We start from the raw sequence: 24,913 nt of genomic DNA on the forward strand, positions 1-24,913 counted from the left end.
TAGGACTTAGGTGTTTACTTAGCAAGTGCTGAACTATGCTGCTGCCCCGGCCAACCCCGGTAACGGCTGAAAGGATGTGACGCGACGGTGGCGCGATCAGGCACAGAGACGGACGAGCCCGCGACCACGACGCCCGACGACGACCGCCTCACCCGGCGGCTGTCCGACCACGGACGACGCGTGCCCCTGGGTGTCCAGGTGGCCGAACGGATCCGCGCGGACATCTCCAAGGGCGGGCTGCAACCCGGCGACGAACTGCCGTCCGAGGCCGAGTACGGCGAGCGATTCGAGGTCAGCCAGCGCGTGGTCCGCGACGCGCTGCGCACGCTGAACAACGAGGGCATCATCTCCACGCGGCAGGGCAAGCGGGCCGTCGTCGGCAGCCTGCGCCCCGACGCCATGGGCAACTACATCCGCTTCCTCGTCGACACCGACCCGGGCGCCATCGACGAGCTGATGGACTTCCGCGCCCTGCTCGAGGGGCACGCCGCGCGGCTGGCCGCCGAGCAGGCCACCGACGACGACATCGCGCAGATGAAGTCGGCGCTGGCCCGGGTGCTGGAGGCCGGCGACGACCTCGAGGCGCGCGTGCCCGCCGACCTGCGGCTGCACGAGCTGATCTCGCGGTCGTGCGGCAACCGGCTGGTCGACAGCATGCTCGGCGTGCTGGCCGACACGCTGGCCGAGGAGCGGCGGCGCGGCGCCCAGATCACCCGCGAGAAGGGCGTCGGGCACGACGAGACCAACCACCAGCACGTCGCCCTGATCGAGGCGATCGCCGCCCACGACGGCGACGCGGCCCAGCGCAGCGCCGTCGAGATCGTCCAGCGGGCGCGCCGCTACTGGTCCTCGGCCGCGCGCCCATGACCACCCCGCCGGCCGGGGTGGCTGGGGCCGGCCGGGTGGCCCGGGTGGCCCGGGTGGCCCGGCGCTGGGCGACCGGCGCCGACGTCCGCCAGGTCGCCGAGTTCGCCGGGCCCGGCGGCGCGCCGTGCGTGCTCGTGCTGACCGGCGCGACGCTGCAGGCGTGGCGGTGGGACGGCACGCTGCTGTGGACCGACGGCATGTCGGCGGTGACACGGGTGCTGCACGTGCGCGACGACACCGCGCTGGTGCTGTCCGGCGAGCGGCTGTTGCGCCGGCTGTCGCTGCACACCGGCGACGTGACCTGGCGTGGTGAGGCGCCTGATGGGACGAACCTGTCCGGCGCGGGGTCGTCCAAGCTGGCGCTCGTCGGCGGCCGTCTGCTCTGGTTCACCGCGCCGACCTACGCGACCGCCGTCACCTGCCGCGAGCTGCTGCCCGGCGGCGACGTCCGGACGGTGTGGGTGCGCGAGTTCGCCGGCCACTACGACGCGGGGTTCGGGCCGGTGCTGGTTGTGGCGGACGTGCTCGGCACGGGCGAGCCGCAGCTGCTGCTGTCGACCCGCACCGGTTCCGGCTACGGGACCGGCGACGCGGACGTCAGCACGGAACGGCTGGTGCTCGGGCGCGAGGACGGGCGGCTGCTGCAGCTGGTGCTGTCGTTGTCCGACGGCTCGACGCTGACGGAGGTCGCGTACCGGCCCGACCCCGGCGACTACCCGTGCGCCCGTCCCTACGGCCTGCTGACGACGGCGGCGGCGCCCGGCGGGCGGATCGTCGTGCTGGTGAGCTGCCAGGTCGAGGAGTACTACTCGGTGACGCGGGTGCGCGACGGCGAGCTGACGCGGGCCTGGGGGCGGTTCGTCGAGAAGGACTGGCCGCACGACGCGCAGGAGCTGCGGCCGCAGGTCTCGTCCGTCGTCGAGTGGCCCGGCGCCGACCCGTGGCTGGTCACCGGCCACCACGACGGCACCACGTGGACCACCGTGGTCGACGACGCGGTGACCGGCGAGCGGGTCGCAGCGCTGCCCGGTCACTACTTCTGGGGCGTCACGGGGTCGGTGGCGGTCGTGTCGCCGGCGGTCTCGCGGACCCTCACCGGCGCCGAGCCGACGCTGGCCGTGCGTCTGCCCTCTCTCACCGTTGAAGCGTCGTTCACCGGTCATCCCGTGATCACTGGTGAGGACGAGCTCGGTGCCGGCTTGTCCTTCCACGCCGAGCGGCGCTCGCTCGTGGCGCTGGGCGACGGCGTGCTGATGCGCGAGCCGTCCGGGTCCGCGGCGTGGTGGTCGCCGGAGTCCGGCGCGTCGGCGGCGCTGGGCGTCGATGACGTGGCCGGGGCGTTCCCGGGCACGTCCGGCGCTGCGGTGCTGGTGTCGTCCTCCGGTGCGCTGCACCGTGTTCTCGCCGATGGATCGGCCGCGGGTGCGGTACGGCCGGCCGGGCGGCGGGCGTCCGCGCTCCCCGTCGACTCCGAGGCGGGTCCGGTGGTGCTGCTGGACGGTCCGCGCGACAGCCGCGCCGTCCTCCCCGACGGCACGGAACTGCCGTTGCCCGGGCGGGTAGCCGCGGCCGGGCGGACGCCGTCGGGCGAGGTCGTCGTCGCCTGCCTGGAGGACACGGCGGTGCGGTGCTGGCGGCTGGAGCCGTCGGGCTGGTCGCCGGCCGGCGTGGTGGCGGTGGGCGGCCGCCCGAGCCACGCGCTGCTGCTCGACGACGCGTCGCTGCTGCTGGTGGCCTCGCGGACAGGAGTGCACACCGCCGACGTGGGCGTGTACCGGCTCGACGGGACGGCGCTGTGGCACGACGCCGCGCAGGGCCCGCACCCGAACCTGCCGGCCGTCGCGCGCACGCCGTCGGGCCGGTGGCTCGCCGCGTATGACGACCACGGCCAGTTCACGGCGCGCGACGCCCACACCGGCGAGGTGCTGACCAAGGACGACTGGACCGCCGCCTACACGATGCCGCTGCGGCTGGACTCCGTGCCCGGCTGGCTGCGCGTCGGCGGCATCCACGGCATCGATCTCCTCGACGATGCCGGCGGGGTCCGCTGGCGGCACGGCGCGCCACTCTGGACGTACTTCCCCGGTGAGGCCGCGCTGGCCGGTCCGGTGCTCGGCTGCGTGACCCGGTCCGGCCGGCTCGACGCCTTCGAAGCCGCCTCGGGCCGGCCGCTCTGGAGCCTCGACCTCGGCCCCGTGGCGTCTCGGCCTCCCCTGGTCGCTGTCGACGCGGCGCTCGGCGGCGGGTTCGTCGCGGGGACCGCTGCCGGCGCGCTGGTGGCGGTGGACGCCTCGTCGGGCTCGCGCCGCGAGCTGCTGCCCGACCTCGGCGCCGCCGTCGAGACGTTGGTCGTGAGCGGGGCGGGGTTGCTGGCGGGGACCGCTGATGGGGTCGTGCACGAGGTCGAGTTCGCCTGAGTTCGCCTGGGGTCACAAGTTGACCGCCCCCCTGGCGCCCATTCTTAGCCGTGCGCACGCGCCTCGAGCGGACCCTGTTGGCGCTTCGCGCGACGGGTGACCGCTTGACCCGCGCACTCCCGGCCTGAGAACGGGCACCGATCAGGGGGACGGGGACGGACCGGGCACGCCCCGGCCCATGCTGCCGTCACCAGGTCCACCGTGGCACGCCACCATCAACAGCCGGCACGCCGATCCAGTAGCCGCCGAAGCCGCACGCCGGCGTCTCCCCAAGCACGCCCACCCGCCGCCGACGCCAGGACCGGGGAGCGGGCGCCCGTGCCGGCGTCGGGCCCCGGCACCGGGCACCGGCACCGGCACCGGCCAGCGTCGGGCGTCGGCATCGGCCGGCATCGGGCGTCGAGCGTCGACGGGGCAGCGAGGCTGGGACCGCGGCCGGCAACCGCGCGCGTCTCCCCCGGTGAAACGGGGATGGACGGGGCAATTCCGGTCATGATAGGACCTAGGTCATGTAACTAAGGTCCTAGGTCTGTGGTAAGGAGCCCGCCATGCCACATCGTCGCCTGTTACGGAACCTCATCGCCGCCGCCACCACGACCGGCATCGTCGCCGCGAGCGTGGGCGTCAGCGCGGCCCCAGCGCTCGCCGTCGCCCCTGAGGACGGCACCGTGATCCAGCTGGCCGACGGCAGCTACCTGCCGATCGTCCCGGTCACCGGGCACTCCCCCGTCGAGGCCGTCGGCTACCGGGTCAGCGGCGGCCAGTTGCGCGCCTACGACCAGGACGGCGTCCAGCTGTGGGCCCGTTCGACCACCGGCACCCAGCTGTCCGGCGGCTACGACTTAGACGCCGACGGGTGGCCGGACGTGGCCGTCACGATCTCGGCGACCACCGGCTCCACCTGCGGCGTCAGTCCGCTCACCACCACGACGCTGCACTTCTACCAGGGTGCGACCGGCACCCAGCACACCCCGCTCAGCCCCATGAACGACATCTGCTGGTCGTTCCCCGGCACCACGCCGTACCCGACGCACCAGTGGTCGGAGCTGGCGCCGCTCTGGGGCGACGAGACCAGCACGCTGTTCACGTCGCCGTACTACGCGACGACGTCGTGGTACCTCGGCTTCGCCGGCGGCTCCTTCAACACCGCCGGCGCGCTCTACTACCCGTCGACGTCGTCGTACGACAGCACGTACACCAACGCGCAGCCGAACACGTACCCCACCGGCACCGACTACATCCAGTACTCCCACGTCGCGAACGGCCTCATCACGTCGGTCGCCGGGCAGAACCGCGCGGTGTTCTGGACCAGCGGCCGCGTCGTGCAGTACGCGATCGGCGCGCTCGGCAGCGGCCAGCTGATCGCCGACCGGCCGTACCTGACCGGCGGCCGCACCGACATCGCCGGACGCAACTACGGCCTGGTCGCCGTCGACCCGGGCAGCCCGAACTCCGTCGTGCTGCTGTCCGGGACGAGCAACTACTCGCTCTACCAGGACGCGATCAGCGGCACCCAGAGCTACGACATCTGGGGCGGCATCGAACGGCACGTCTCGATCTACGACGCCGCCGCCAACACCGTCCAGGACCGCTTCTTCAGCTACGCCCACGACAACAACGACGGCGACCGCTACCAGAACCGCGTCAGCTACCCGGCGCACCCGTTCGTCCGGCGCTCCGGCGCCTCGCGGCTGGCGTACAACGTGTTCCGCGACGGCCGCTGGCGCCTGCACGTCAGCCAGCCCGGCTCGACGACCTCGCTGTACGAGCTGGACGACGTGTTCCTGTGGGACATCGTCGACGTCGACGGGGACGGGACGCAGGAGTGGCTGATCAGCCCGACCCGCAACCCCGGCGAGCCGCTCGGCCCGGCGTACTACTTCCCGAAGTGGCAGACCAGCGCCTACCACTGGAACGAGTCGGCGCTGACGCTGACCAGCATCGCCACCTTCGCCGACGCCCTCCCGGCGCTGCAGAAGACGTTCGCCACCGCGAACACGACGAGCAGCGACGGCTCGCTGGCGCCGGCGCACGTCGTCGCCGACGGCGGCGTGCGGGAACTGCTCGTCCGCACCAGCTCCGGCACCGTGGAGCGCCGCACGCTCTGACCCCACCCCCGCAACGATCGGAGACCGGCATGCCCTCTGTACGTCGCCGAACGTTCCTCGCCGGCGCGGCGGCCGCCGCCGGCGCCGCCGCCATCCCCGGCCTCACCAGCACCGCGGCAGCGGTGACCGGGCCGGGACGGATCACCCCCGGCCAGTGGCCGCTCCCCCGCGCCGACGCCCGCAACACCGGCCACCAGCCGCTTCCCGGCGGCCTGCGCCGCCAGCCGAAGGTCGTGGCCAGTGCTTACCTGGGCGGCTCGACGCCCTGGGTGATGGCGGCCGACCTCGACGGCGACGGGTCGACGTCGCTGCTGTTCCTGACCGCCGGGTCGGTCGTCGCGACCGGCCCGCGGCTGGAGCCGCGCTGGTCCGCGCCGGGCCTCTCCCCCGCCGACATCGCCGGCGTCTACGACCTGGCCGGCGACGGCGGCCGCCAAGTGGTCGTCATCGGCACGACGACGGTGACGGTGCTCGACGCCGCCACGGGTGCCAACCTGTGGACGCGCGACTTCGGCGCCGTCGTCGCGTTCGACTGGATGAGCATCGGCCCGCTCGCCGACGGCGTCGCCGGCGAGCAGATCGTCGTCTGGCCGTACCTGAGCCCCGTCGGCATCGCCGTCGCGTTCGACCGCGGCGTCACCGAGGGCTACGAGCTGTGGCGCACCGCGCCCGACTACGTCGAGTGGGCGTACGCACCCGAGCTGGTCATCGGCGACGTCGACGGCGACGGGCGGAACGAGCTGGTGATCGCCGGGTACGGGCAGATCCTCGCCTACGACGGCCGCACCGGCGCACTGCTCGACACCGGGTCCGGCTGGCGCGGCCGCGTCGACTGGATCTCCGGCCCGGACGTCAACGGCCGCAACTACGGCCAGGTGCAGCTGATCGAGCTGGACGGCGACGGGCGGCTGGAGCTGGTCGAGGTCTGCGACGGCGTCACGCTGCACGTCGCCGCCGTCGACAGCGACACCGACGGGCTGCGGCTGCTCTGGGACGAGTTCGTCGAGTTCCCCGAGAGCGGCAAGTCGCTGCGCACCACCGTCAACGGGGTCGGCGATCTCGACGGCGACGGCCGGGTCGAGATCGCGGTGTCGGTGTTCAACCACACCGGCGACGGACGCTGGCACGTGCTGGTCGTCGACGCGATCGAGGGGTTCGGCACGGTCAAGGCCGACCTCGCCGACCGGTACCTCTGGGGCGTCCAGGACCTCGACGGCGGCGGCGCGAGCCAGCTGCTGGTCAGCGTCGCGACGGACCAGACGCCGCCCGCGGTCGCCGACCTCGAGGTGTACGCACTGGACGGCGGCGGGACGTGGGCGCCGGTGTGGTCGCTCGCCGACGCGCAGTACGTCCTGGACCCGCACACGCCGGTCCCGGCAACGTTGAGCCCGCACTCGCGCACGGCCCGCTCCGAGATCCTGCGGGCCGGACCACTGGCCTCGTTCGTCGTCCGGGCCGGTGGCGAGCTGCGCGGATTCACCTACGCCGGCGGTGCCGTCACGCAGACGTGGACGCGGGCCGACGACGGCGGCGTGCTGCACCGCGCCGGCGACCTCGACGGCAGCGGCACGGCGACGGTGCTGTACCAGCGTCCGTCCGGCGAGCTGGTCGCCGAGGACGCCGCCGGCGCCGTCCTCGGCAGCACCCGGCTCGGCGCGCTCGTCTGCGACCCGGTCGTCGCCGACCTCGACGGGCGCGGCCGCAGCAGCGTCGTCGTCAGCGCCTTCGACCGCATCCGGGTGCTGGACCTGCGCGGCACGACGTTCCGGGAGCGGTGGAGCGTGCCCGGCCGCGGCGAGTACGTGTACCTCGGCGCGCTGCAGTCGGCCACCGCGGCGGACCTCGACGGCGACGGACGCGCCGAGGTGGTGTTCGTCGACGCGGACGGGCCGCGGTCGCGACTGCGGGTGCTCGACGGCGCCGGGCGCGAGGTGTGGAGCCACGTGTTCGCCGACCTGCCCGCGCCCACGTTCGCCGGCCCGAACGGCGTCTACCTGTGGACGTTCGGCGACTTCACCGGCGACGGCCACCTCGACGTCTACGTCGGCGCGAACAAGGCCGGTTACAACACCGAGGTGTCGCGGATCCTCGACGGTCGCGACGGCGCGCTGCTGGCCGCCCGCGACAACGACGGGCCGGGGCACGCGGGCGGCCAGTTCGGCCCGTGGGTCGGCCCGCCGGCGGCCGCGGACACCGACGGCGACGGCGTCGACAACGCGTTCTTCCTGGCCGCCGACCTGCTGTACGACGTCAACGGGACCGACTTCGCCGACCCGGGCATCGTGCAGGGCCACGTCGGGCTCTACCACACGCCGATCCTGGTGGACGTCGACGGCGACGGCGCGCTGGAGGTCGTGCTGGCGGCCGGGTTCGACTACCTGGACGTCGTGACGTTCGCGTCGGCGCCGGCCGGGAGCACGCTCTGGCGGGTCGACACCGTGCCGGGCGCGCACCTGGGTCGCCAGCCCGGCATCGCCGACGTCGACGGCGACGGGCGCATGGAGCTGGGCGTGCTGCTGAACGACGGCTCGTTCGAGTGCCGTGACGCCGCGACCGGCGCACTGCGCTGGACGTTCGACGTCGGGGCCGCCGGCAGCGCCGTCACCACCCTCGACGTCGACCGCGACGGCCGTCCCGAGTTCGTCGTCGGCACCGTCGACGGCCGGGTCGTCTGTCTGACCGCCGACGGCGACGACCCCCGGGTGAAGTGGACGGTCGAGCTCGGCCACAAGCTCGGCGACGTCATCGCCGCCGACGTCGACGGCGACGGGCGCAGCGAACTGCTCGTCACGGCCGACGACGGCTACCTCTACGTCATCGCCTGACCGAGCGGCCCCCTACCCGCCCGGGCACAGGCGGGTAGAGGGCCGGGGGGTGGTTCAGCGCCCTTTGCAATGAGCACCCATACGCATCGCTTTCGCGGTGATGCGTATGGGTGCTCATTGCAAAGCGGGGCGCAGGGGGTCGGGGGGTCAGGCGGGCAGCGAGCCGGCCTCGAGGAGGGACTGGACGCGGGCGGCCGGCAGCACGTCGGCCGCCTGTACCAGGGGCGGCGGGCCGCCGGCAGCGGCGTCGAGGAAGGCGCGGTCCTGGGCGACGACGGCGGCGAACTGCTCTGTCGCGACGTCGCCGCCGTCGTAGACGACGGCGCCGTTCTCCCGCAGCACGGCACCGTCGACCTGGAAGGTGCGCTCCGGCGCGATCACCAGCACGTCACTGACCGCCTCGCGGCTGTGGTACGACACCGCGACCGACGCCAGCCGGCCGTCCTCGGTGGCCAGCGCGGCGGCGACGTCCATCGGCGAGCCGCTGCCCGGCCACGGCGGCGCGGCGGTCCCGGCGACCGTGACGGGGGCCGGCGGGCGCAGGTGCCACAGCGCGGCGTCGATGATGTGCCCGCCATGGTGCCAGAGCGCGCTGTCGGTCCAGTCGCGCACCTTCCCGGTCCAGCCGACGTCGCTCTGCCGCAGCATCAGCTGGCGCACCACCACCAGCGTCGGCAGCGTGCCGGTCTCGTCCAGCCGGCCGGCGAGCCGCCGGTGCGGCTCCCAGTACCGCAGCGTGTACCCGACGGCGGCGACCTTGCCGGCCCGCTGCGCCGCCGCCTCGACCGCGGCCGACTCGTCCAGCGACAACCCGGCCGGGATCTCGCACAGCACGTGCCGCCCCGCCTCCAGCACCCGGACGGACTGCGACGCGTGCAGGTGGCTGGGCGTCGCGACGATCACGGCCTCGACGTCGTCGTCGGCCAGCAGGTCGTCCAGCGAGCCGTAGGTGCGCGGCACGCCGTGCGCCGAGGCGAACGCGGCCAGCTCGTCAGGCTTCGGCCCGGCGGCGGCGACCGGCGTGACGCCGAGACGGGCCAGCGCCTGCGCGTGCACGTCGCCGATGGCGCCCGGCCCGACGATGGCGACCCCGGCCGGCATCAGCGCACCCCTTCGGTGGCGGCGGACAGCCCGAACACCCGCGCGGCGGTGCCGCCGAGCACGTCGGCCGCCTGCGCGCCGGACAGCCCCCAGTGGGTCAGCGCCAGCGTCACCGCGTCGGAGTACTCGCCCGGCGCCAGCCCGGCCCGGTTCCAGTCGCCGCTCCACATCGTCCGCTCCGAGCCGAAGGCCTCGAGGCACCGGTCCAGGTACGGCCGCGCGTCGGGGTACGGGTACGGGGTGCCGGCGTTGGCGAAGAACCCCGACCACATGACGGTGACGTTCGGCAGCGCCGCCAGCGCCAGCAGCCGGTCGAACGCGTCGACGTCCGGCGAGCCGGGCTGGTAGCGGAACCAGCCCAGGTGCTCCAGCCGGACGTGCAGCCGCGGCCGGTCCGCGACCAGAGCGGCGAACGCGTCGGAGACGACGTCGGGGAACGGGCCGGTGACGCTCGCGACCGCGCCGGCCGAGGCGAGCACGTCGAACACCTCCGCGCCGCTGCCGTCCGGCAGCCCGGACGGCGCCACCCGCAGGCCGGCGAACCCCGCGGCCAGCACCGCGTCGGCGTCGGACGCCCGGTCGACGATCGCGACGCCGGCGAACCGCGCCGGATCGGACCGCAGGACGTCGAGCAGGTAGCGGTTGTCGCTGTTGCCGAGGTTCTGGACGAGCACGGCGGCGCCGATGCCGGACTCCGCCATGGCGACCCGGTAGTCCGAGATCGGTGGGTACTTCCCCCCGCCGACGTGGACGTGCGCGTCGACGATCACGGCGCCTCCACCGTCGCGCACGCGGCGCGGAAGTCCTCGGCCGTCGACGTGTAGCCGACGTTGCACTCGATGTGCCGGATCGCGACGAAGTTCGCCCAGCCGCCCTCGCGCGTCTCCGGCCACTCGAACGTCGACACGCAGTCGCGCAGCACGACGACGCGGTAGTTGCGGTACAGCGCGTCGACCACCGTGGTGCCGAGGCACACCCGGCTGTCGAACCCGACGACGATCAGGTTGCGCACGCCGCGGTTGCGCAGCGCGCTGTCCAGCTCGGTCTCGTGGAACCCGCTGTAGTACTGCTTGCGGATCAGCACGTCGTCGTCGTCAGGCGCGATCACCTTCGAGTGCTCCAGGATCGGCGTCGGCGCCTGCCAGTCCCTCAGCACGTCGACGCCGGTGACCCGCAGCGACATGTTGCGCCACTCGTTGCCCTCGTCGATGCCGGGCGACAGGTAGTTGGTGAGGTAGACGGTGGGCAGCCCGATGGCGCGGGCGGCGTCCTTCACCGGCCGGATCCGGTTGCGGACCATGTCCTTGGTCTCCGGGTCGACCAGGTAGATGCCGTCCAGCCCGTCGGCCGGCTCGTCGTCGAAGCCGGCGCCGTACACATCGACGATGAGCAGCGCGGTGTCGTCCAGGCCGAGTTCCAGCTCCTCCTCCGCGTGGCCGAGCGGTGCGGCGATGGTCGGCTTCAGCCGGTAGTAGCGACCGGACAGGCGCAGGGCGGTCATGGTCGGTCGTCCTCCTCGAGGGTGGATTGGTGCCGGACGGCGTGCCGGTACAGCGCCTGGGTGCCCAGGTCGCCGCCGCCGGCCTCGGACAGCCAGCGGTACCGCTCGCGCGCCGAGCGGCCGGCCGCGAGGTCCAGCCCCTGCTCGTCGCCCGCGGCCAGCGCCAGCGTGAGGTCCTTGATCATGTGGTCGACCTTGAAACCGGGCGCGAGGTCGCCGCCGGCCAGCCGCGGCCACATGAAGGCGAGCAGCGGGCTGGCGCCGAAGCCGCGGCCGACGACCTCGGCGACGATGGCGGGGTCCAGGCCCAGCGCGCCGGACAGCGCCCACGCGTCGGCGATGCCACCGGCGATGCCGCCGATCAGCAGCTGGTTGACCAGCTTCAGACTCTGCCCGCTGCCCGGACCGCCGATCAGCACCGGCGTTCCCAGCAGCTCGAACGCGGGCCGTGCGAGCGCGAACGCGTCCGGCGTGCCGCCGGCCATGATCGTCAGCGTGCCGGCGGCCGCGCCCGGCGGGCCGCCGGAGACCGGCGCGTCCAAAGCGGTCACGCCACGCTCGGCGGCGGCCGCGGCGAGCCGCCGGGCCAGCTGCGGCGGGCTGGTGGACATGTCCGCGACGACGGCGGGCGGCGTGCCCGCGGCCAGCAGCCCCGACGGGCCCAGGACGGCGTCCTCGACGCTGGCCGCGTCCGGCAGGAACGTGATGGCGAGGTCCGCGCCGTCGCCGGCCGCGGCCGCGGAGTCCGCCCACGCGGCGCCGGCGGCGAGCACGGAATCCGCGCTCTCCTTGCGCCGCGAGTGGACGGTGACCTCGTGGCCGGCCTCGGCCAGCCGGTGCGCCACGGGCCGGCCCATCAGGCCGATCCCGACGACTGCGATCCTCACCCGACCTCCTCCGACACCGCTGACGGGACGTCCGCCACCGGGTCCTCCGTGTGCGTCGCGAAGTGGCACGCGACCGCCGACCCGCCCGCCGCCGCCCGCAGCGCGGGCCGCTCGGTCAGGCACCGCTCCGGCCGGCCCAGCCGCTGGAACAGCGGGCAGTGCGACGCGTAGTGGCAGCCGACGGCCATCGCGGGCGCGGCGTCGGCGCCGGGCCCGCCCGCACCCGGCTCGCCCAGGCCCGGCGCCGCGCCGGGCGCCTCCGCCTGGCTCACCTCGGCGCGGTCGCGGTCGCCCAGGCCGGGCACCGCCGCGATCAGCCGCCGCGAGTACGGGTGCAGCGGGTGCTCCAGCAGCCGCTCCCGCGGCGCGACCTCGACCAGCCGGCCCTGGTAGAGCACCGCGATGCGCTCGCACAGGAAGTACACCGCCCGCAGGTCGTGGCTGATGAACAGCAGCGACAGCCCCAGCTCGCGGCGCAGCCGGGCGAACAGGTTGAGCACCTGCGCCTGCACGGACACGTCCAGCGCGGAGACCGGCTCGTCGGCGACGATCAGCCGCGGGCCGAGGCTCAGCGCGCGGGCGATGCCGATGCGCTGGCGCTGCCCGCCGCTGAACTGGTGCGGGTAGCGGTCCAGCATCGACGCGCGCAGGCCGACGCGCTCCATCAGCTCGCCGAGGGCGGCGTCGCGGCCGCCCGGCGCCGGCAGCCGGTGGATCTCGTACGGGTCGGACAGGATGTCGCGGATCTTCCGCCGCGGGTTGAACGCGTGCTGGGTGTTCTGGAAGATCATCTGGACGGTGCGGCGGTAGGCCAGCAGGTCCCGCCCGCCCAGGCCGCCGACGTCGCTACCGTCGACCAGCACCCGGCCGGACGTCGGCGTGATCAGCTTCGCCACGACCCGGCCCAGCGTGGTCTTGCCGGACCCGCTCTCGCCGACCAGCGCCAGCGACTCGCCGGCGCCGATGGTGAGCGACACGTCGTCGACGGCGAGGTGGCCGCGGCGGCCCGGCAGCAGCGCGCGGCGGGCGCCGAACTCGTGCGACACCCGGTCGATGGACAGCAGCGGCTCGGTCATCGGCGCACCCCTTCCAGCGGACTGTGCCCCAGAGGGAAGTGGCACGCGGCATGGACGGTGAGTCCGTCGGCGCTGCCGGGCCACGCCGACGTGCACTCGTCCGGCTCGCCCAGCTCGGTGAAGCGGCGGCAGCGGGCCTGGAAGCGGCAGCCCTCGGGCCAGGCCGCCGGGTCGGGCGGCATGCCCGACACCGTCTCCAGCTGCTCCGGCGGGACGCCGCCCAGCGGCGGGACGCTGCCGAGCAGGGCGGCGGTGTACGGGTGCCGCGGGGACGTGAGCACCTCGTCGGCGCCGCCCTGCTCGACGACCTGTCCGGCGTACATGACGACGACGCGGTCGCAGATCTCCCGGACGGTGCTGATGTCGTGCGTGACGAACACGATCGCGGTGCCCAGCTCGTCGCGCAGCTGCACCAGCAGCCGCAGGATCTCGGCCTGGATCGACACGTCCAGCGCGGTGGTCGGCTCGTCCGCCAGCAGCAGCTGCGGCTCGTTCTGCAGCCCCAGCGCGATCGCCGAGCGCTGCTGCATGCCGCCGCTGAGCTCGTGCGGGTACGCCGCCAGCGCCTGCTCCGGGCGGGCCAGCCGGGCCCGCCGCAGCGCGTCCAGGGCCCGGCCGCGGCGCTGCTGCGCGTTCAGCTCCGGGTGGTGGGTGCGCAGGCTGAGCCGCAGCTGCTTGCCGACCCGCGCGACGGGGTTCAGCGCGGCGCCGGCGTCGGACGGGATCAGCGCCACCTGGCGCCCGCGCAGCGACCGCAGCACCGACGGGTCGGCGCCGCGCAGGTCGCGGCCGGCGAACGTGATGGCGCCGTTCACCACCCGGCCGCCGGCCGGCAGCAGGCCGAGCAGCGCGAGCAGCGTCAGGCTCTTGCCGCAGCCCGACTCGCCCACGATGCCGACGATCTCCCGCTCGCCGACCTCGAACCCGACGCCGTCGACCGGCCGGGACGTCGCCGCCCCGTGGCCGAACTCGACGGCGAGGTCGCGCACGCTGAGCAACGGCTGGCCGGTCATGTGCTGGCTCCCTGCGGGTCGAGCCGGTCGCGCAGCACGTCGGCCATGATGTTGATGCCGAGGACGACCAGCAGGATCGGGACGCCGGCGATGACGCCGATCCACGGATGGCTGAGGACGAACCCGCGCGACTGCGCGAGCAGCGAGCCCCAGGACGGGTCCGGCGGCTGCACGCCCAGCCCGAGGAAGCCGAGCCCGGCCTCGTCGAGCACGGCGAAGCCGAGCAGCACCGTCGTCTGGACGATGAGCAGCGGCAGCAGCGCCGGCACGATCTCCTTGCGGATGATCCGCCACCGCCCGGCGCCGATCACCCGGGCCGCGTCGGTGTAGGCGAGGTCGCGGACGCCGACGACGGCGCTGCGCACCAGCCGGGCGTAGAACGGCCAGAACGCCAGCCCGAGCGCCAGCAGCGTCGTGCTGAACGACGGCCCGAACAGGCCGACGATGCCGATGGCGACCAGCAGCGTCGGGATGGCGAAGAACAGGTCGACGACCCGCATGACGGCGAGGTCGACCCAGCCGCCGAGATACCCGGTGAGCAGGCCCAGCGGGACCGCGATGGCCGACGCGAGCGCGACGGCGCCGAGCGCGATCAGCATGGTCATCCGGCCGCCGACAGCCATGCGGGTGAACAGGTCGCGGCCGAGGTCGTCGGTGCCGAGCCAGTGCTGCGCCGACGGCCCGGCCAGTCGAGCGTCGAGGTCGGTGGCGTTCGGGTCGTATCCGGAGATCAGCGGCCCGACCAGCATGAACAGCGCCAGGATGCCGAGCAGCCCGCCGCCGACGAACACCTTCCAGCTCCGCTTCACGCGGGGGCCGTCGGTGGTCGCGGCCACCACCGCCACGGCGCTCATGTGAGCCTCACTCTCGGGTCCATCAGGCCCTGCAGGACCTCGGCGATGACGTTGACGACGATGAAGATCACGCCGTAGATCAGCATCAGCGCCTGGATCATCGGGTAGTCGCGCTCGCTGACGCCGGCCGCGACCAGCCGGCCCATGCCGGGCCAGTTGAACAGCTCCTCGACGATGATCGAGCCGGCCAGCAGGAACCCGACGGTCAGCGCGACCGCGACGATCAGCGACGGGATGGAGATGCGCAGCACGACGGTGCGCGCCACCGTCCGCTCCGGCAGCCCCTGTGCCCGGGCGTACGCGACGCTCGGTTCGCCGCCGGTCTCGACGACGGCGGTGCGGGTCAGCCGGGCCAGGTACGGCGCGATCGCCAGCCCCAGGGTCAGAGCCGGCAGCACCAGCAGCCGCAGGTTCTGCCCCGGATCGACGTCGAAGGGCACGTAGCCCTGGCTGGGCAGCCAGCCCAGCTGCAGCGCGAGCAGCAGCATGAGCAGCGTGCCCAGCCAGAAGCCGGGCGTCGCCAGCCCGACCAGCGTGGCGCCGGTGATGACGTTGTCGGCCCGGCTGCCGCGCCGGAACCCGGCGTAGAGGCCGGCCGGGATCGCGATCAGCAGTCCGACCAGCAGCCCGCCGAGCGCCAGCTCCAGCGTCGCCGGGATGCGGTCGATCAGGATGTCCGACACCGGCATCCGGGACCGGTACGACAGCCCGAAGTCTCCGGTCACCACGTTGCCCAGCCAGCTCGTGTACTGCTGATACCAGGGTTCGTTCAGGCCGAGCTGGTCGCGCAGCCGCGCGACCAGCTCCGGATCACTGTTGACCCCCAGCATCGCGGTCACCGGGTCGCCCGGGATGACCCGGACGTAGGCGAAGGCCAGGATGCTCAGCCCGAACAGCAGCGGGACCGCGAGCAAGAGCCGACGCGCGATGTACTGGACCACCTGCACCTCCCCCTAGCTGGTCAGCGCCGACATCACTCGGTGAGCGTGGCGTCGACCAGCGTGTACGAGTCGGCGTCGACGCCGGGCTTGTAGTTCTGCACCCGTTGCGTCATGCCGACCTGTGGCCACTGGTATCCCACCACGAGCATCGGCAGCTCGTCGGCCTGCCACTGCTCGAGCTCCTTGATGATCTCGATGGACGCGGCCTCGTCGACCTGCTGCGCCTCGGTGATCTTCGCGTCGATCTCGGGGTCGTTCAGGTGCGTGGTGAGCGCGGTGAGCGAGCCGCCGGAGGCGAACCAGTTCGTGTAGAGGTCCATCGAGTCGGCCGCGCCGGCGCCGCCGTGGTACATGGTGAACAGGCCGTTGCCGACGTCGCCCCAGTAGGCGGCGGGGTCGTACTTGCGCGGCGTCACCTCGATGCCCACCTCCTGCAGGTTCTGCTGCAGGATCTGCACGTGGCACTCGGCCGCGGGCCAGTTGCCCTCGTACGGGACCTCGAACGCCAGCGGGGTGCCGTCGTCGACGCCGTCGACGCCGTCCGCCACCCGGGTGCCGCCGCCGTCGGGCTCGACCCAGCCGGCCTCGTCCAGCAGGTTCGCGGCCTCGTCGAGGGCGTCCTCGCGGCTGTCGGCCTTGTACGTGTCGATCTCCTCGTACGCCGCGTCCCAGGGCCGCAGGATGTTGCCGTAGGTGAGGCCGCCGGTGCCGAACCAGCAGGCCTCCTGCTTGCCCTCGCGGTCGACGGCCCAGGCGACGGCCTGGCGCACCTGCTTGTTGTCGAACGGGGCCTTGGTCCGGTCCCAGCCCCAGAACAGCGGGGACAGCTGGTCGGACTGGATGACCTGGATGGTGCCCTCGGACTTCAGCCGCTCGGCGTCGGAGTAAGCGACGCTGGCGACGTCGGCCGAGCCGGACTCCAGCGCGGCCGCGTTGGCCGTCGGGTCGTTGTTGAACGAGACCTGGATGGTCGCGATGCCCGGCGGGCGGAAGTAGTGCTCGTTGGCCGTGAACGTCATCTGGCTCTTGGGTGTGTACTCCGACAGCGTCCAGGGACCGGAGGTGACCGTCGGCATGGTGAAGTAGTCCGGGTCGGCGGTGACCGCCGCCTCGGACAGGATCGCCGCGTTGGCCGGGCGTCCGACCAGCGCGGGGAACGTGCTCATCGGGCCCGCGAGGGTGAACTGCACGGTCGTGTCGTCGACGGCCTCGACGGAGGTCAGCGTGCCCAGCTGGCCGGACAGCGCCTCGCCCTCCTTCGCCCGCTCGAACGAGAACACCACGTCGGACGCGGTGATCGGCGAGCCGTCGCTGAACGCGATCCCGTCGCGCAGGGTGAACGTGTAGACGGTGCCGTCGTCGGAGATCTCCCACGACTCGGCGAGGGCGCCGACGATCTCGCCGTCGCCGTCTCGCTCGGTGAGGGTCTCGTAGATCATCGCCATCGGGACGCGGGAGGCGTCGGCGAACGCGGTGGCCGGGTCGAAGCCCTGAGTGGGCTCCACCCCGAGCATCCGCAGCGGGCCGGCCGACTGGCCGTTGCCGCTGCTGTCGCCGCCCGCCGCCGGCTCGCTGCTCGAGCCGCCTCCGCAGCCGGCCAGCACGACCGCGGTGACGAGCCCCGCAGCCAGGATTCGGAACTGACGCTTCGACATCACGCACTCCTTCAGGTGGTCGATCCGCCGGAGGGGATGGACGGGACCCTAGGTTCCCCGTCAAAGTGTAGTCAAGTCTCTTGACATAGGTCCTATGTAAGGATTGGGTTACGACATGAGCGACGGCTTCTCCCTGTCCGGGGTGTTCCCCGCGAGCCTGACGATGTTCGACGAGGCCGGCCGGCTGGACCAGCCGGCCACGCACCGCCACCTGGCGTCGCTGGTCGACGCGGGTGCGCACGGTCTGGTGGTGGCCGGGACCAGCGGCGAGTTCGTCGCCATGGCCCCCGACGAGAAGGTGCGGCTGGTGGCGACGGCGGTCGCCGCGGCGGACGGGCGAGTGCCGGTCGTGGCCGGCACCGGTACCGCGTCGACCGCCGAGTCCGTCGAGCTGACCCGGGCGGCGGCCGCCGAAGGCGCCGCCGCCGTGCTGGTGATCCTCCCCTACTACATGCGCCCGCACCGCGAGGAGGTGCTGGCGCACGTCCGTGCCGTCGGCGCGGCCAGCCCGGTGCCGGTGCTGCTCTACAACAACCCGGCCAACAGCGGCACCACCGAGCTGGACGCCGTCGACGTCGGCATGCTCTACCGCGAGGGCGTCATCCACGGCGTCAAGAGCACCTTCCCCACCGTCCACCAGGTTCCCGAGGTCATCGACGAGACCGGGCCGGACTTCGCCGTCTTCTACGGCGGGTTCATGGCGCCGTTGTCCGGGCTGGCCGAGGGCGCGCACGGGTGGATCAGCGGCGTGCTGAACGTCGCGCTGGCCGAGGCGCTGGCGCTGTATGACGCGGTGCGCTCCGGTGACCTGGCGGCGGCGCGGCGATGGGCCGCGGCGATCCGCCAGTACCGCTACCTCTACACCCGGCGCCCGCTCGGCCAGGTCGGCGACCTCGCGCTGTACCGGACCATGCTGGAGCTGCGCGGCGAGCACGGCGGGCACTGCCGGCTGCCGCTGCTGCCGCTGACGCCGGAGCAGCGGGCCACGCTCGAGCGGATCATGACGGAGAACCCTGCGCTGCGCGGTACCGCGGTCAGCGGGGCTCCGTCTCGATGACGAGATCAGGACTCTGGCGGCCTCGCCGCCTGCCACCGGCGCCCGAACGCAGCCGAGTCCGGCCGGCGCCGTCCACCCGGAGACTCGTCGGCACCGCGATCGTCGGCGCCGTCATGCTCAACCTCGACATCGCCTCCGTCAGCGTCGTGCTGCCGACGTTCCAGGCCGAGTTCGGCACGACCGTCGCCACCGCGGCCTGGACGATGACCGCCTACACGCTCGCGCTCGCCGCGGTCATCCCGTTCACCGGCTGGGCGACGGACCGGTTCGGCGCTCGGCGGCTGTACCTCGTCGCGCTGACGTTGTTCGGGTCCGGCGCGCTGCTGTGCGGCGTGGCCTGGGACATCGGGGCGCTGATCAGCGCTCGGACGCTGCAGGGGCTCGGCGGCGGCCTGCTGGTGCCGCTGGCCATGACGATCACCACCCACGCAGCCGGTCCGGGCCGCGTCGGCCGTGTCACGGCGGTCCTGTTCGCGACCGCGGCCACCGGGGCGATCGCCGGGCCGATCCTGGCCGGCTGGCTGCTCGGCATCGCGTCCTGGCACTGGGTCTTCCTCGCCGAGTTGCCGCTCGTCGCCGCCGCGTTCGCGGCCGCGCACCGGGTGCTGCCGCGGGACCGTCCGCAGCGCCCGGCCGGCTTCGACTTCACCGGGATGGCGCTGCTCTCCCCCGGCCTGGCGGCGCTGCTGTTCGCCGTGTCGTCCGCGCCCGGGCAGCGCTCGCCCGTCACGGCCGCGGTGCTGGCGCCGGCCGCGGCCGGGGTGCTGCTGGTCGTGGCGTTCGTCGTGCACGCGCTGCGGGCCGGCCATCCCCTGATCGACCTGCGGATGTTCCGCAACCGGGAGCTGACCGTCGCCGCCGTGACCATGGCGATGTTCTTCGTCGCGTTCACCGGCACCGGGCTGCTGCTGCCCGGGTACTTCGTCATGGTCCGCGGCGAGAGCGCTCTGGCCGCGGGGCTGCTGATGGCGCCGCAGAGCGTCGCCGGCATCGTCACGATGATCCTGTGCGGCCGGTACGCCGACCGCGTGGGCCCGCGGCGGCTGGTGATCGCCGGCCTGACGCTGGTCGTACTGGGCCTCACCACGCTCGCCCAGGTGCGGGCCGACACCTCGTACCTGCTGCTGGCCGGGTCGCTGGCCGTCGTCGGGCTCGGCCTGGGGATGACGACGCTGCCGCTGACGGCCGCGGCGCTGGCCAGCCTGCGCCCTGCCGAGGTGGCCCGCGGCTCGACCCTCATCACCATCGTCCAGCAGACCGGCGCGGCCGTCGCGACCGCCGTCATGTCGGTGCTGCTGACCAGCCGCCTGCTGGACGTGTCCGCCGCCGACCGGCCGGCGATGGCGCGGGCGTTCGCCTCGACCTACGCGGTGGCCGTCGCCCTGGTGGTGCTGTCGATCGTCCCGGCGCTGTTCCTGCCCCGCACCCGCAGGTCAGTACTGGGCACGCCGGGCGGCGCAGCGCGGGCAGCCGGGACCGTCGCAGACGCCGGCCAGCGGGTCGCGCCGGAACACGTCCGCCGCGGCCGCCAGGGTCTGCGCCGCCGGGTACGCCCGCCACCGGCTCGCGCCCACGGCGCCGGTCCGCTCCAGGTGGGCCAGCGCCGGCGCCAGCCGTTCGAACCCGCGCGAGCAGCCGCCGTGGCGCGTGGTCACGACGCCGTCGACGCCGGCCACCCTGGCCCAGCGGACCACCGGCGTCATGCCGATGTCCTCCTCGGCGGCGTGCAGCAGGGTCATCGCGTCCAGGCCGACCCCGGCCAGCAGCACGATGCCGTCGCGGGCGGCCAGCTCGCGCAGCGGCGCGAACACGTCCTCGGCGCTCTGCCCGCCGACCAGTGCGTCCGCCAGCGGCCCGGCGGCGGCGAACGACGACAGCGCGTTCGCGCCGCGGGCCCGGCCCGGCCGCGCGAGCACCGCCCGCGAGACGGCGCCCATGCTCCGGTCGACGGCGTTCCCGGCCGGGTCGTACCCGATGGCGGGCTGCGCGGCCGGGATCATGCCGTCGTCCTCGCTGTTGAACGGCAGCGGGACGTGCCCGGCCGGCGGCGGCGCCGCGAACTGCGGGCTCTGGGTGGGCACCAGCACCGTGCCGCCGTCGGCCAGCAGCCCGTCGACGACGGCGTCCGCTCCCCCGCTCACCCGGCCGAACGACGACAGCGACGAGTGCAGGCCGACCGGCCGCCCCGCCAGCCCGAGCCGCTGCGCCGCGGCGCGCACGTCCGCCGCCGTCACCGCTGCGATCATCACGTCACCTCGAAGCCAGGTCATCTGTCGGAGGTCACATGTTAGTGGGGTACGTCAGCGACGAGAACGACGTCGCCATCGCCGACGTCGCCGTCGAGCTGACCGGCCCGGACGGCGTGCCGGTGAGCTGCCGGTCCAGCGCCAGCGGCCGGATCGACGCCGACGTCGCGCCCGGCCGGTACGACGTCGTGCTGGCCCGCGACGGCTACGGCCCGAAGCGGACGACGGCCGTCGCCGGGGCCGGGCCGGTGCGGTTCCGGCTGCTCGGCGAGCGCACCTACGGGTTCCTCTGGCCGAAGGAGGTGACGTCCGGGAGCACCGCCGAGATCCGGGTCTCCTGCCCGCGGCCGTACCGGCTGTCGCTCTGGCGCTACGGCGCCGGCCGCGAGCACGTCGCGCCGCTGGGCGTCGGCGAGCACGAGCCGGGCGCCACGGCCGTCCCGCTGCCCGACGGCGACGTCGCCGGGTCCGGCGTCGACTGGTCGCCGGGCGAGTTCCCCGGCCAGCGGGTGGTCGCGCCGGAGCGCGGCGGGCTGTACTTCGTGCACGTCGACGACGACCGCGGCGGGTTCCACGGGCTGCCCTGGATCGTGTCGCCGTCAGCGCCGACGGCGCCCGTGGCGGTGCTGGCCAGCGACCTGACCTGGACTGCGTACAACTCGTTCGGCGGGCGCAGCAACTACCTGAACCCGGCCGGGCTGCCGCCGGCGCCCGCGGTGTCGCGGCGCCAGGACCTCGCGTTCTACGCCGAACCGGAGCGCGGCGAGTGGGAGGACGAGCACTACCCGCCGCTGTCGCTGCGCCGTCCCGACCCGGACCAGTCCATCCCGCTCGGCGAGGACGTGGACGGGCCGACGACCACCCGGCCGGGCGCGCACCTGGCCGCCGCCGACTGGCGGCTGCTGGCCTGGCTGGAGCGGCAGGGCTACGGCTACGACCTGTACGCGGAGTCGCGGCTGGACCGCGGCGAGGTGCCGCTGGACGCGTACCGGGTGCTGGTGCTCGGCTGCCACCCGGAGTACTGGACGTACGGCATGTTCCGGCAGGTGCGCGACTGGGTGCACGCGGGCGGCCGGCTGCTGCACCTCGGCGGCAACGGGCTCAACTGCGAGGTCGAGCTGCTCGGCGACGACCGCCTGCTGGTGCACAACGGCGACACCCGGAAGCTCGGGCCCGGCGACGGGCCGGACTGGAGCCGGTTCACCGCGCGCCGCGAGCCCGAGGCCGCGCTGCTCGGCGTCGGCTACGACCAGCGCGGCCTGCTGACGGCGGCGCCGTACGAGGTGGTGTCGCCCTCGCATTGGGCATTCGAAGGAACCGGGGTGGCGGCGGGCTCGCTGTTCGGTGAGCGGTCCCTGAACGGGCGGATCCTCGGCGGCGCGTCCGGGCACGAGACGGACAAGCTCTCGCCGCATTCCCCGCCCGGCACGACGCTGCTGGCCCGCGGCGTCAACGCCGGCGGCGGTGGCGCGCATTTGGTGCACGTGCCGGCGCTCGGCCGCGGCGAGGTCGTGTCCACCGGCTCGATCGCGTACGTCATGTCGTTGCTGGCCGACGACGTCGTGTCGGCGCTGACGCGCAATGTGCTGGACCGCTTCCTGGCGGAGTGGTGAGCTTCCGGGCCCGGGCACTGGCCGGGATGCTGACCGACGCGCGGGTGTGGGCGGGGCGGCCGGTCGACGCCGACTGGATCGCGCCGGTGGCCGACGACCCGGTGTACGAGAACCTGTACGACCGGTTCTGGGCGGTCACGTCCGACGCCGCCGTGCTCGAGCACCTCGCCCTGACGGCGCACCTGGACGGCTCGGCGTGGGTGACGGACGCGGCCGCAGCCCGGCTGGTGGGCACGGCCCGGCGGTGGCGGCGGGAGGCGGAGCTGGCGCCGGACTACGGGACCGCCTACGCGACGACGCGCATCGTCAAGGCGCTGGCCACCGGGTACGACCTGCTGCGCGACGCGCTGCCGGGCCCGGCCGCCGACGAGGTGACCGAGGTGCTGGCGGACTGCCTGCGGCCGCTGGCGGCGGGCTGGTTCGCGCGGCCGCCGGTCCGCGGCCCGGTCGGCGCCGGCGCCGACCGGCACTCGCCGCACCACTCGAGCGTCGAGTGGTCCGCGTTCGGGATCGGCGCGCTGGCTCTGGTGGATCGGCAGCCCGAGGCAGCGAGCTGGGTGGCCGACGCCGAGCGGCAGTTCCGCGATCACCTGCTGCCCGGCGCTCTGGCGGCGGACGGCAGCGCGCCGGAGGGCATGGAGTTCTGGGCGTCGACGGTGCTCAGCCAGGTGCAGTTCCTCGACCGGCTGCGCGACGCGACCGGGCGCGACCTGCTGACGGCGCACGCCCGCACGCTGGACCCCACGCCCGGGCTGGCGATCTACCTGCCGTCGCGGCCGGCGACGGCGGACGGGCACCCGTACTACGGGCCGAGCACCGGCCTGTGTGCGGTGCTGTCGGCGCTGGCCCGGGAGCGCTCGGACCCGGCGCTGGCCGCCGTCGCCGCCCGGGAGGCCGCGCCGGGACGACTGGAGGTCTGGCCGGCCCGGACGCCGCGCCGCGGCGAGCAGCTCCGGATGGCCTGGAGCGGGTACGCGGCGCTCTGGCACCCCGGCGCCACCGGCGACGCGCCCGAACCGGCCCCGCTGAGCTGGCACTCTCCCGCGCTCGGCGAGGCGCACGTGCGCACCGGCTGGGATCCGGACGCCGTCGCCGTCACCGTCCGCCGCGGCAAGGTCACCGTCTGGACCGGCGGCGAGTGCGCGTTCGCCGACCTCACGCCGGAGACCGTCGTCGACGTCGAGGAGTCGCGGCGCACCGGCTCCGGCGTCTACCGCACCGAGCCGGAAGGGCTGGAACCCGCGGAACTGCGGGTGGCCGAGGCCGGCGACGCGGCGGTCGTCACCGGCGCCGACGCGTCCGGCCGGCCGCTGCTGCGGCTCACGCTGGACCGGCGCCGCCGCGCCGTCACCGTCGTCCGGCTCGACGGCGTGCCGCGGCGCTGGTGGTGGGGCGCTCCCTCCAGGCCCGCCGTCACCGTCGGGACCGTCACCGGCGTGACACCCGGCGGCCACCGCCCGGACCTGCGGGCCGGCTACGGCCTGCTGGACGTCGTCGAGACCGACCCGCGCGCCTACCCCCTCGCGGCCGTGGAACCCGACGCGGGGCGCATCGACGTGGCGCTGCGACTGGGCAAGAACCGGCCTGGCGCATCCGGGCGGGACCGGCAGGATCGGACCGACGACGCCCGGCGACTGGAGGACCCCGCATGAAGATCACCTCGGTGACGGCCATCCCGATCCGCGCACAGCGGATCACCCCGATGGTGGCGACGCAGGGCGCCATCGACGTCTCGGAGTTCGGCGTCGTGCGGGTCGAGACCGACGAAGGGCTGACCGGCTGGGGCGAGATCGCGATGTCGTGGGGCCGGGTCGGCCGCGGCCTGTGCCAGGACGTCGAGCTGATCCTCGGTCCCGCGGTCACCGGCCTGGACCCGTGCGACCTGCCGCGCTGCGCCGCCGCCATGCAGGCGCGGCTGCCGCTGCCGATGGACGGCGGGCACGCGGCCCGGGCCGCCGTCGAGATGGCGCTGCTGGACGTCGCCGGCAAGGCGTTCGAGCTGCCCGCGTACCAGCTGCTGGGCGGGCGCGCCCGCGACGCCGTCCCGGTGGCCTGGCCGATCCCGTGGGGCTCCGTCGAGGCCACCGTCGCCGCCGCCGAGGAGGCGGTCGCCGCCGGCTTCCCGACCGTCAAGCTCAAGATCGGCCGGCCCGGCCGCAGCGACGACACCGTGGTCGCGGCCGTGCGGGCCGCCGTCGGCGACGAGATCGCGATCAAGGTCGACGCGAACATGGCCTACAGCAGCGCCACCCAGGCGCTGGCCGCGCTGCGGCCGCTGGAGCGGCACGGGCTGCAGCTGATCGAGCAGCCGCTCCCGCCGCGCGACCTCGACGAGCTGGCCCGGCTGCGGGACCGGCTGGAGACGCCGCTGCTGCTGGACGAGTCCTGCTGGGAGCTGCGCGACATCGGCGAGATCGTCCGCCGCGGAGCCGCCGACGTGCTCAACGTGTACGTGACGGAGATGGGCGGGCCGCTGCAGGCGGTGAAGGCGTTCGCCGCCGCCGAGGCCGCCGGGCTGACCGGCCTGCTGGGCAGCCAGTGCGAACTGGGCCTCGCGACCGCCGCCTGCGCGCACGCCGGCGTCGCCGTCGCGAATCTGGCCTACGAGTCCGACGTGGTCGGGCCGCTGCGCTACGTCCGCGACATCGTCGCCGAGCCTCCGGTCATCGCCGGTGGCGTGCTGGTGCCGCCGGACCGCCCGGGCCTCGGGGTCGACGTCGACCCCGAGGCCGTCGAGGCGATGCGCTGTTGA

The 24,913-nt window shown here is 74.3% G+C and carries 18 protein-coding genes and 1 pseudogene; 9 read left to right on the plus strand and 10 right to left on the minus strand.

Annotation, left to right across the window (positions count from 1 at the left end):
• Window positions 1-180 precede the first annotated feature (180 nt).
• The 4 genes from BLU82_RS13450 to BLU82_RS13465 all read left to right on the plus strand — a co-directional run bounded on the left by BLU82_RS13450 (window position 181) and on the right by BLU82_RS13465 (window position 8,217).
• Window positions 181-867, plus strand: a complete 687-nt coding sequence (locus BLU82_RS13450) for a FadR/GntR family transcriptional regulator (protein ID WP_157740896.1) — start codon at window positions 181-183, stop codon at window positions 865-867.
• Entirely contained in the window at window positions 864-3,284 is a 2,421-nt protein-coding gene (locus BLU82_RS13455; protein WP_157740898.1) for a PQQ-binding-like beta-propeller repeat protein, read from the plus strand. The genes BLU82_RS13450 and BLU82_RS13455 overlap by 4 nt, the downstream gene beginning before the upstream one ends.
• A gap of 548 nt (window positions 3,285-3,832) precedes the next feature.
• Window positions 3,833-5,392: a hypothetical protein gene (locus tag BLU82_RS13460; protein ID WP_092621021.1), complete on the plus strand. Its 1,560-nt coding sequence runs from the start codon at window positions 3,833-3,835 to the stop codon at window positions 5,390-5,392.
• 29 nt (window positions 5,393-5,421) lie between these two features.
• Window positions 5,422-8,217: an FG-GAP-like repeat-containing protein gene (locus tag BLU82_RS13465; protein WP_092621024.1), complete on the plus strand. Its 2,796-nt coding sequence runs from the start codon at window positions 5,422-5,424 to the stop codon at window positions 8,215-8,217.
• A gap of 147 nt (window positions 8,218-8,364) precedes the next feature.
• On the opposite strand, the gene BLU82_RS13470 is transcribed toward BLU82_RS13465, so the two are convergent.
• From BLU82_RS13470 to BLU82_RS13510, 9 genes are read right to left on the minus strand one after another with little or no spacing between them, the layout of a single operon-like run.
• The gene (locus tag BLU82_RS13470; protein WP_092621027.1) at window positions 8,365-9,318 is read right to left on the minus strand and encodes a Gfo/Idh/MocA family protein; all 954 of its coding nucleotides are present in this window, start codon (window positions 9,316-9,318) and stop codon (window positions 8,365-8,367) included.
• Window positions 9,318-10,088 (minus strand): amidohydrolase, encoded by a 771-nt coding sequence (locus BLU82_RS13475; protein ID WP_157740900.1) that lies wholly within the window; start codon window positions 10,086-10,088, stop codon window positions 9,318-9,320. The genes BLU82_RS13470 and BLU82_RS13475 overlap by 1 nt, the downstream gene beginning before the upstream one ends.
• Entirely contained in the window at window positions 10,085-10,819 is a 735-nt protein-coding gene (locus BLU82_RS13480; RefSeq protein WP_092621033.1) for an isochorismatase family cysteine hydrolase, read from the minus strand. Before BLU82_RS13480 ends, BLU82_RS13475 begins: the two co-directional genes overlap by 4 nt.
• Window positions 10,816-11,706: an NAD(P)-dependent oxidoreductase gene (locus BLU82_RS13485; protein ID WP_092621037.1), complete on the minus strand. Its 891-nt coding sequence runs from the start codon at window positions 11,704-11,706 to the stop codon at window positions 10,816-10,818. Before BLU82_RS13485 ends, BLU82_RS13480 begins: the two co-directional genes overlap by 4 nt.
• Window positions 11,703-12,782, minus strand: coding sequence for an oligopeptide/dipeptide ABC transporter ATP-binding protein (locus tag BLU82_RS13490; RefSeq protein WP_092621040.1), 1,080 nt, complete (start codon window positions 12,780-12,782; stop codon window positions 11,703-11,705). Before BLU82_RS13490 ends, BLU82_RS13485 begins: the two co-directional genes overlap by 4 nt.
• Window positions 12,779-13,795, minus strand: a complete 1,017-nt coding sequence (locus tag BLU82_RS13495; RefSeq protein WP_092621043.1) for an ABC transporter ATP-binding protein — start codon at window positions 13,793-13,795, stop codon at window positions 12,779-12,781. Before BLU82_RS13495 ends, BLU82_RS13490 begins: the two co-directional genes overlap by 4 nt.
• Window positions 13,792-14,649 (minus strand): ABC transporter permease, encoded by an 858-nt coding sequence (locus BLU82_RS13500; protein ID WP_092621046.1) that lies wholly within the window; start codon window positions 14,647-14,649, stop codon window positions 13,792-13,794. The genes BLU82_RS13495 and BLU82_RS13500 overlap by 4 nt, the downstream gene beginning before the upstream one ends.
• Complete coding sequence (locus BLU82_RS13505; RefSeq protein ID WP_157740902.1) at window positions 14,646-15,590, minus strand: ABC transporter permease; 945 nt, start codon at window positions 15,588-15,590, stop codon at window positions 14,646-14,648. Before BLU82_RS13505 ends, BLU82_RS13500 begins: the two co-directional genes overlap by 4 nt.
• A gap of 32 nt (window positions 15,591-15,622) precedes the next feature.
• Window positions 15,623-17,245 carry an ABC transporter substrate-binding protein gene (locus tag BLU82_RS13510; RefSeq protein WP_092621052.1) on the minus strand — a complete coding sequence of 541 codons (1,623 nt, stop codon included), beginning with the start codon at window positions 17,243-17,245 and terminating at the stop codon, window positions 15,623-15,625.
• Window positions 17,246-17,360: 115 nt separating this feature from the next.
• Between BLU82_RS13510 and BLU82_RS13515 the strand changes: the two genes are divergently transcribed.
• Both BLU82_RS13515 and BLU82_RS36330 read left to right on the plus strand, forming a co-directional pair.
• Window positions 17,361-18,302, plus strand: coding sequence for a dihydrodipicolinate synthase family protein (locus tag BLU82_RS13515; protein WP_092621055.1), 942 nt, complete (start codon window positions 17,361-17,363; stop codon window positions 18,300-18,302).
• Window positions 18,299-19,597: pseudogene (locus tag BLU82_RS36330) on the plus strand (DHA2 family efflux MFS transporter permease subunit); the annotation flags it as partial. The gene BLU82_RS13515 and the pseudogene BLU82_RS36330, both read left to right, overlap by 4 nt.
• Before the next feature lie 138 nt (window positions 19,598-19,735).
• Here the strand turns inward: BLU82_RS36330 and BLU82_RS36335 are convergent.
• Window positions 19,736-20,572, minus strand: a complete 837-nt coding sequence (locus BLU82_RS36335) for an AAC(3) family N-acetyltransferase (protein WP_092625791.1) — start codon at window positions 20,570-20,572, stop codon at window positions 19,736-19,738.
• A gap of 14 nt (window positions 20,573-20,586) precedes the next feature.
• On the opposite strand from BLU82_RS36335, the gene BLU82_RS13530 reads away from it, so the two are divergent.
• The 3 genes from BLU82_RS13530 to BLU82_RS13540 are packed head-to-tail and all read left to right on the plus strand — an operon-like array spanning window position 20,587 to window position 24,913.
• Entirely contained in the window at window positions 20,587-22,161 is a 1,575-nt protein-coding gene (locus tag BLU82_RS13530; RefSeq protein ID WP_092621058.1) for a N,N-dimethylformamidase beta subunit family domain-containing protein, read from the plus strand.
• A complete protein-coding gene (locus BLU82_RS13535; RefSeq protein WP_157740904.1) occupies window positions 22,158-23,813 on the plus strand; it encodes a hypothetical protein in 1,656 nt (551 codons plus the stop codon). Before BLU82_RS13530 ends, BLU82_RS13535 begins: the two co-directional genes overlap by 4 nt.
• Window positions 23,810-24,913 carry a mandelate racemase/muconate lactonizing enzyme family protein gene (locus BLU82_RS13540; RefSeq protein WP_172885599.1) on the plus strand — a complete coding sequence of 368 codons (1,104 nt, stop codon included), beginning with the start codon at window positions 23,810-23,812 and terminating at the stop codon, window positions 24,911-24,913. Before BLU82_RS13535 ends, BLU82_RS13540 begins: the two co-directional genes overlap by 4 nt.

The organism is Jiangella sp. DSM 45060, from assembly GCF_900105175.1.
Classification (GTDB): Bacteria; Actinomycetota; Actinomycetes; order Jiangellales; family Jiangellaceae; genus Jiangella.

Coding starts and splice junctions, on each gene's coding strand:
- BLU82_RS13455 (WP_157740898.1), top strand. CDS start 864: ATGACCACCCCGCCGGCCGGGGTGGCTGGGGCCGGCCGGGTGGCCCGG.
- BLU82_RS13460 (WP_092621021.1), top strand. CDS start 3,833: ATGCCACATCGTCGCCTGTTACGGAACCTCATCGCCGCCGCCACCACG.
- BLU82_RS13465 (WP_092621024.1), top strand. CDS start 5,422: ATGCCCTCTGTACGTCGCCGAACGTTCCTCGCCGGCGCGGCGGCCGCC.
- BLU82_RS13470 (WP_092621027.1), bottom strand. CDS start 9,318: ATGCCGGCCGGGGTCGCCATCGTCGGGCCGGGCGCCATCGGCGACGTG.
- BLU82_RS13480 (WP_092621033.1), bottom strand. CDS start 10,819: ATGACCGCCCTGCGCCTGTCCGGTCGCTACTACCGGCTGAAGCCGACC.
- BLU82_RS13490 (WP_092621040.1), bottom strand. CDS start 12,782: ATGACCGAGCCGCTGCTGTCCATCGACCGGGTGTCGCACGAGTTCGGC.
- BLU82_RS13495 (WP_092621043.1), bottom strand. CDS start 13,795: ATGACCGGCCAGCCGTTGCTCAGCGTGCGCGACCTCGCCGTCGAGTTC.
- BLU82_RS13500 (WP_092621046.1), bottom strand. CDS start 14,649: ATGAGCGCCGTGGCGGTGGTGGCCGCGACCACCGACGGCCCCCGCGTG.
- BLU82_RS13510 (WP_092621052.1), bottom strand. CDS start 17,245: ATGTCGAAGCGTCAGTTCCGAATCCTGGCTGCGGGGCTCGTCACCGCG.
- BLU82_RS13515 (WP_092621055.1), top strand. CDS start 17,361: ATGAGCGACGGCTTCTCCCTGTCCGGGGTGTTCCCCGCGAGCCTGACG.
- BLU82_RS36335 (WP_092625791.1), bottom strand. CDS start 20,572: ATGACCTGGCTTCGAGGTGACGTGATGATCGCAGCGGTGACGGCGGCG.
- BLU82_RS13530 (WP_092621058.1), top strand. CDS start 20,587: ATGTTAGTGGGGTACGTCAGCGACGAGAACGACGTCGCCATCGCCGAC.
- BLU82_RS13540 (WP_172885599.1), top strand. CDS start 23,810: ATGAAGATCACCTCGGTGACGGCCATCCCGATCCGCGCACAGCGGATC.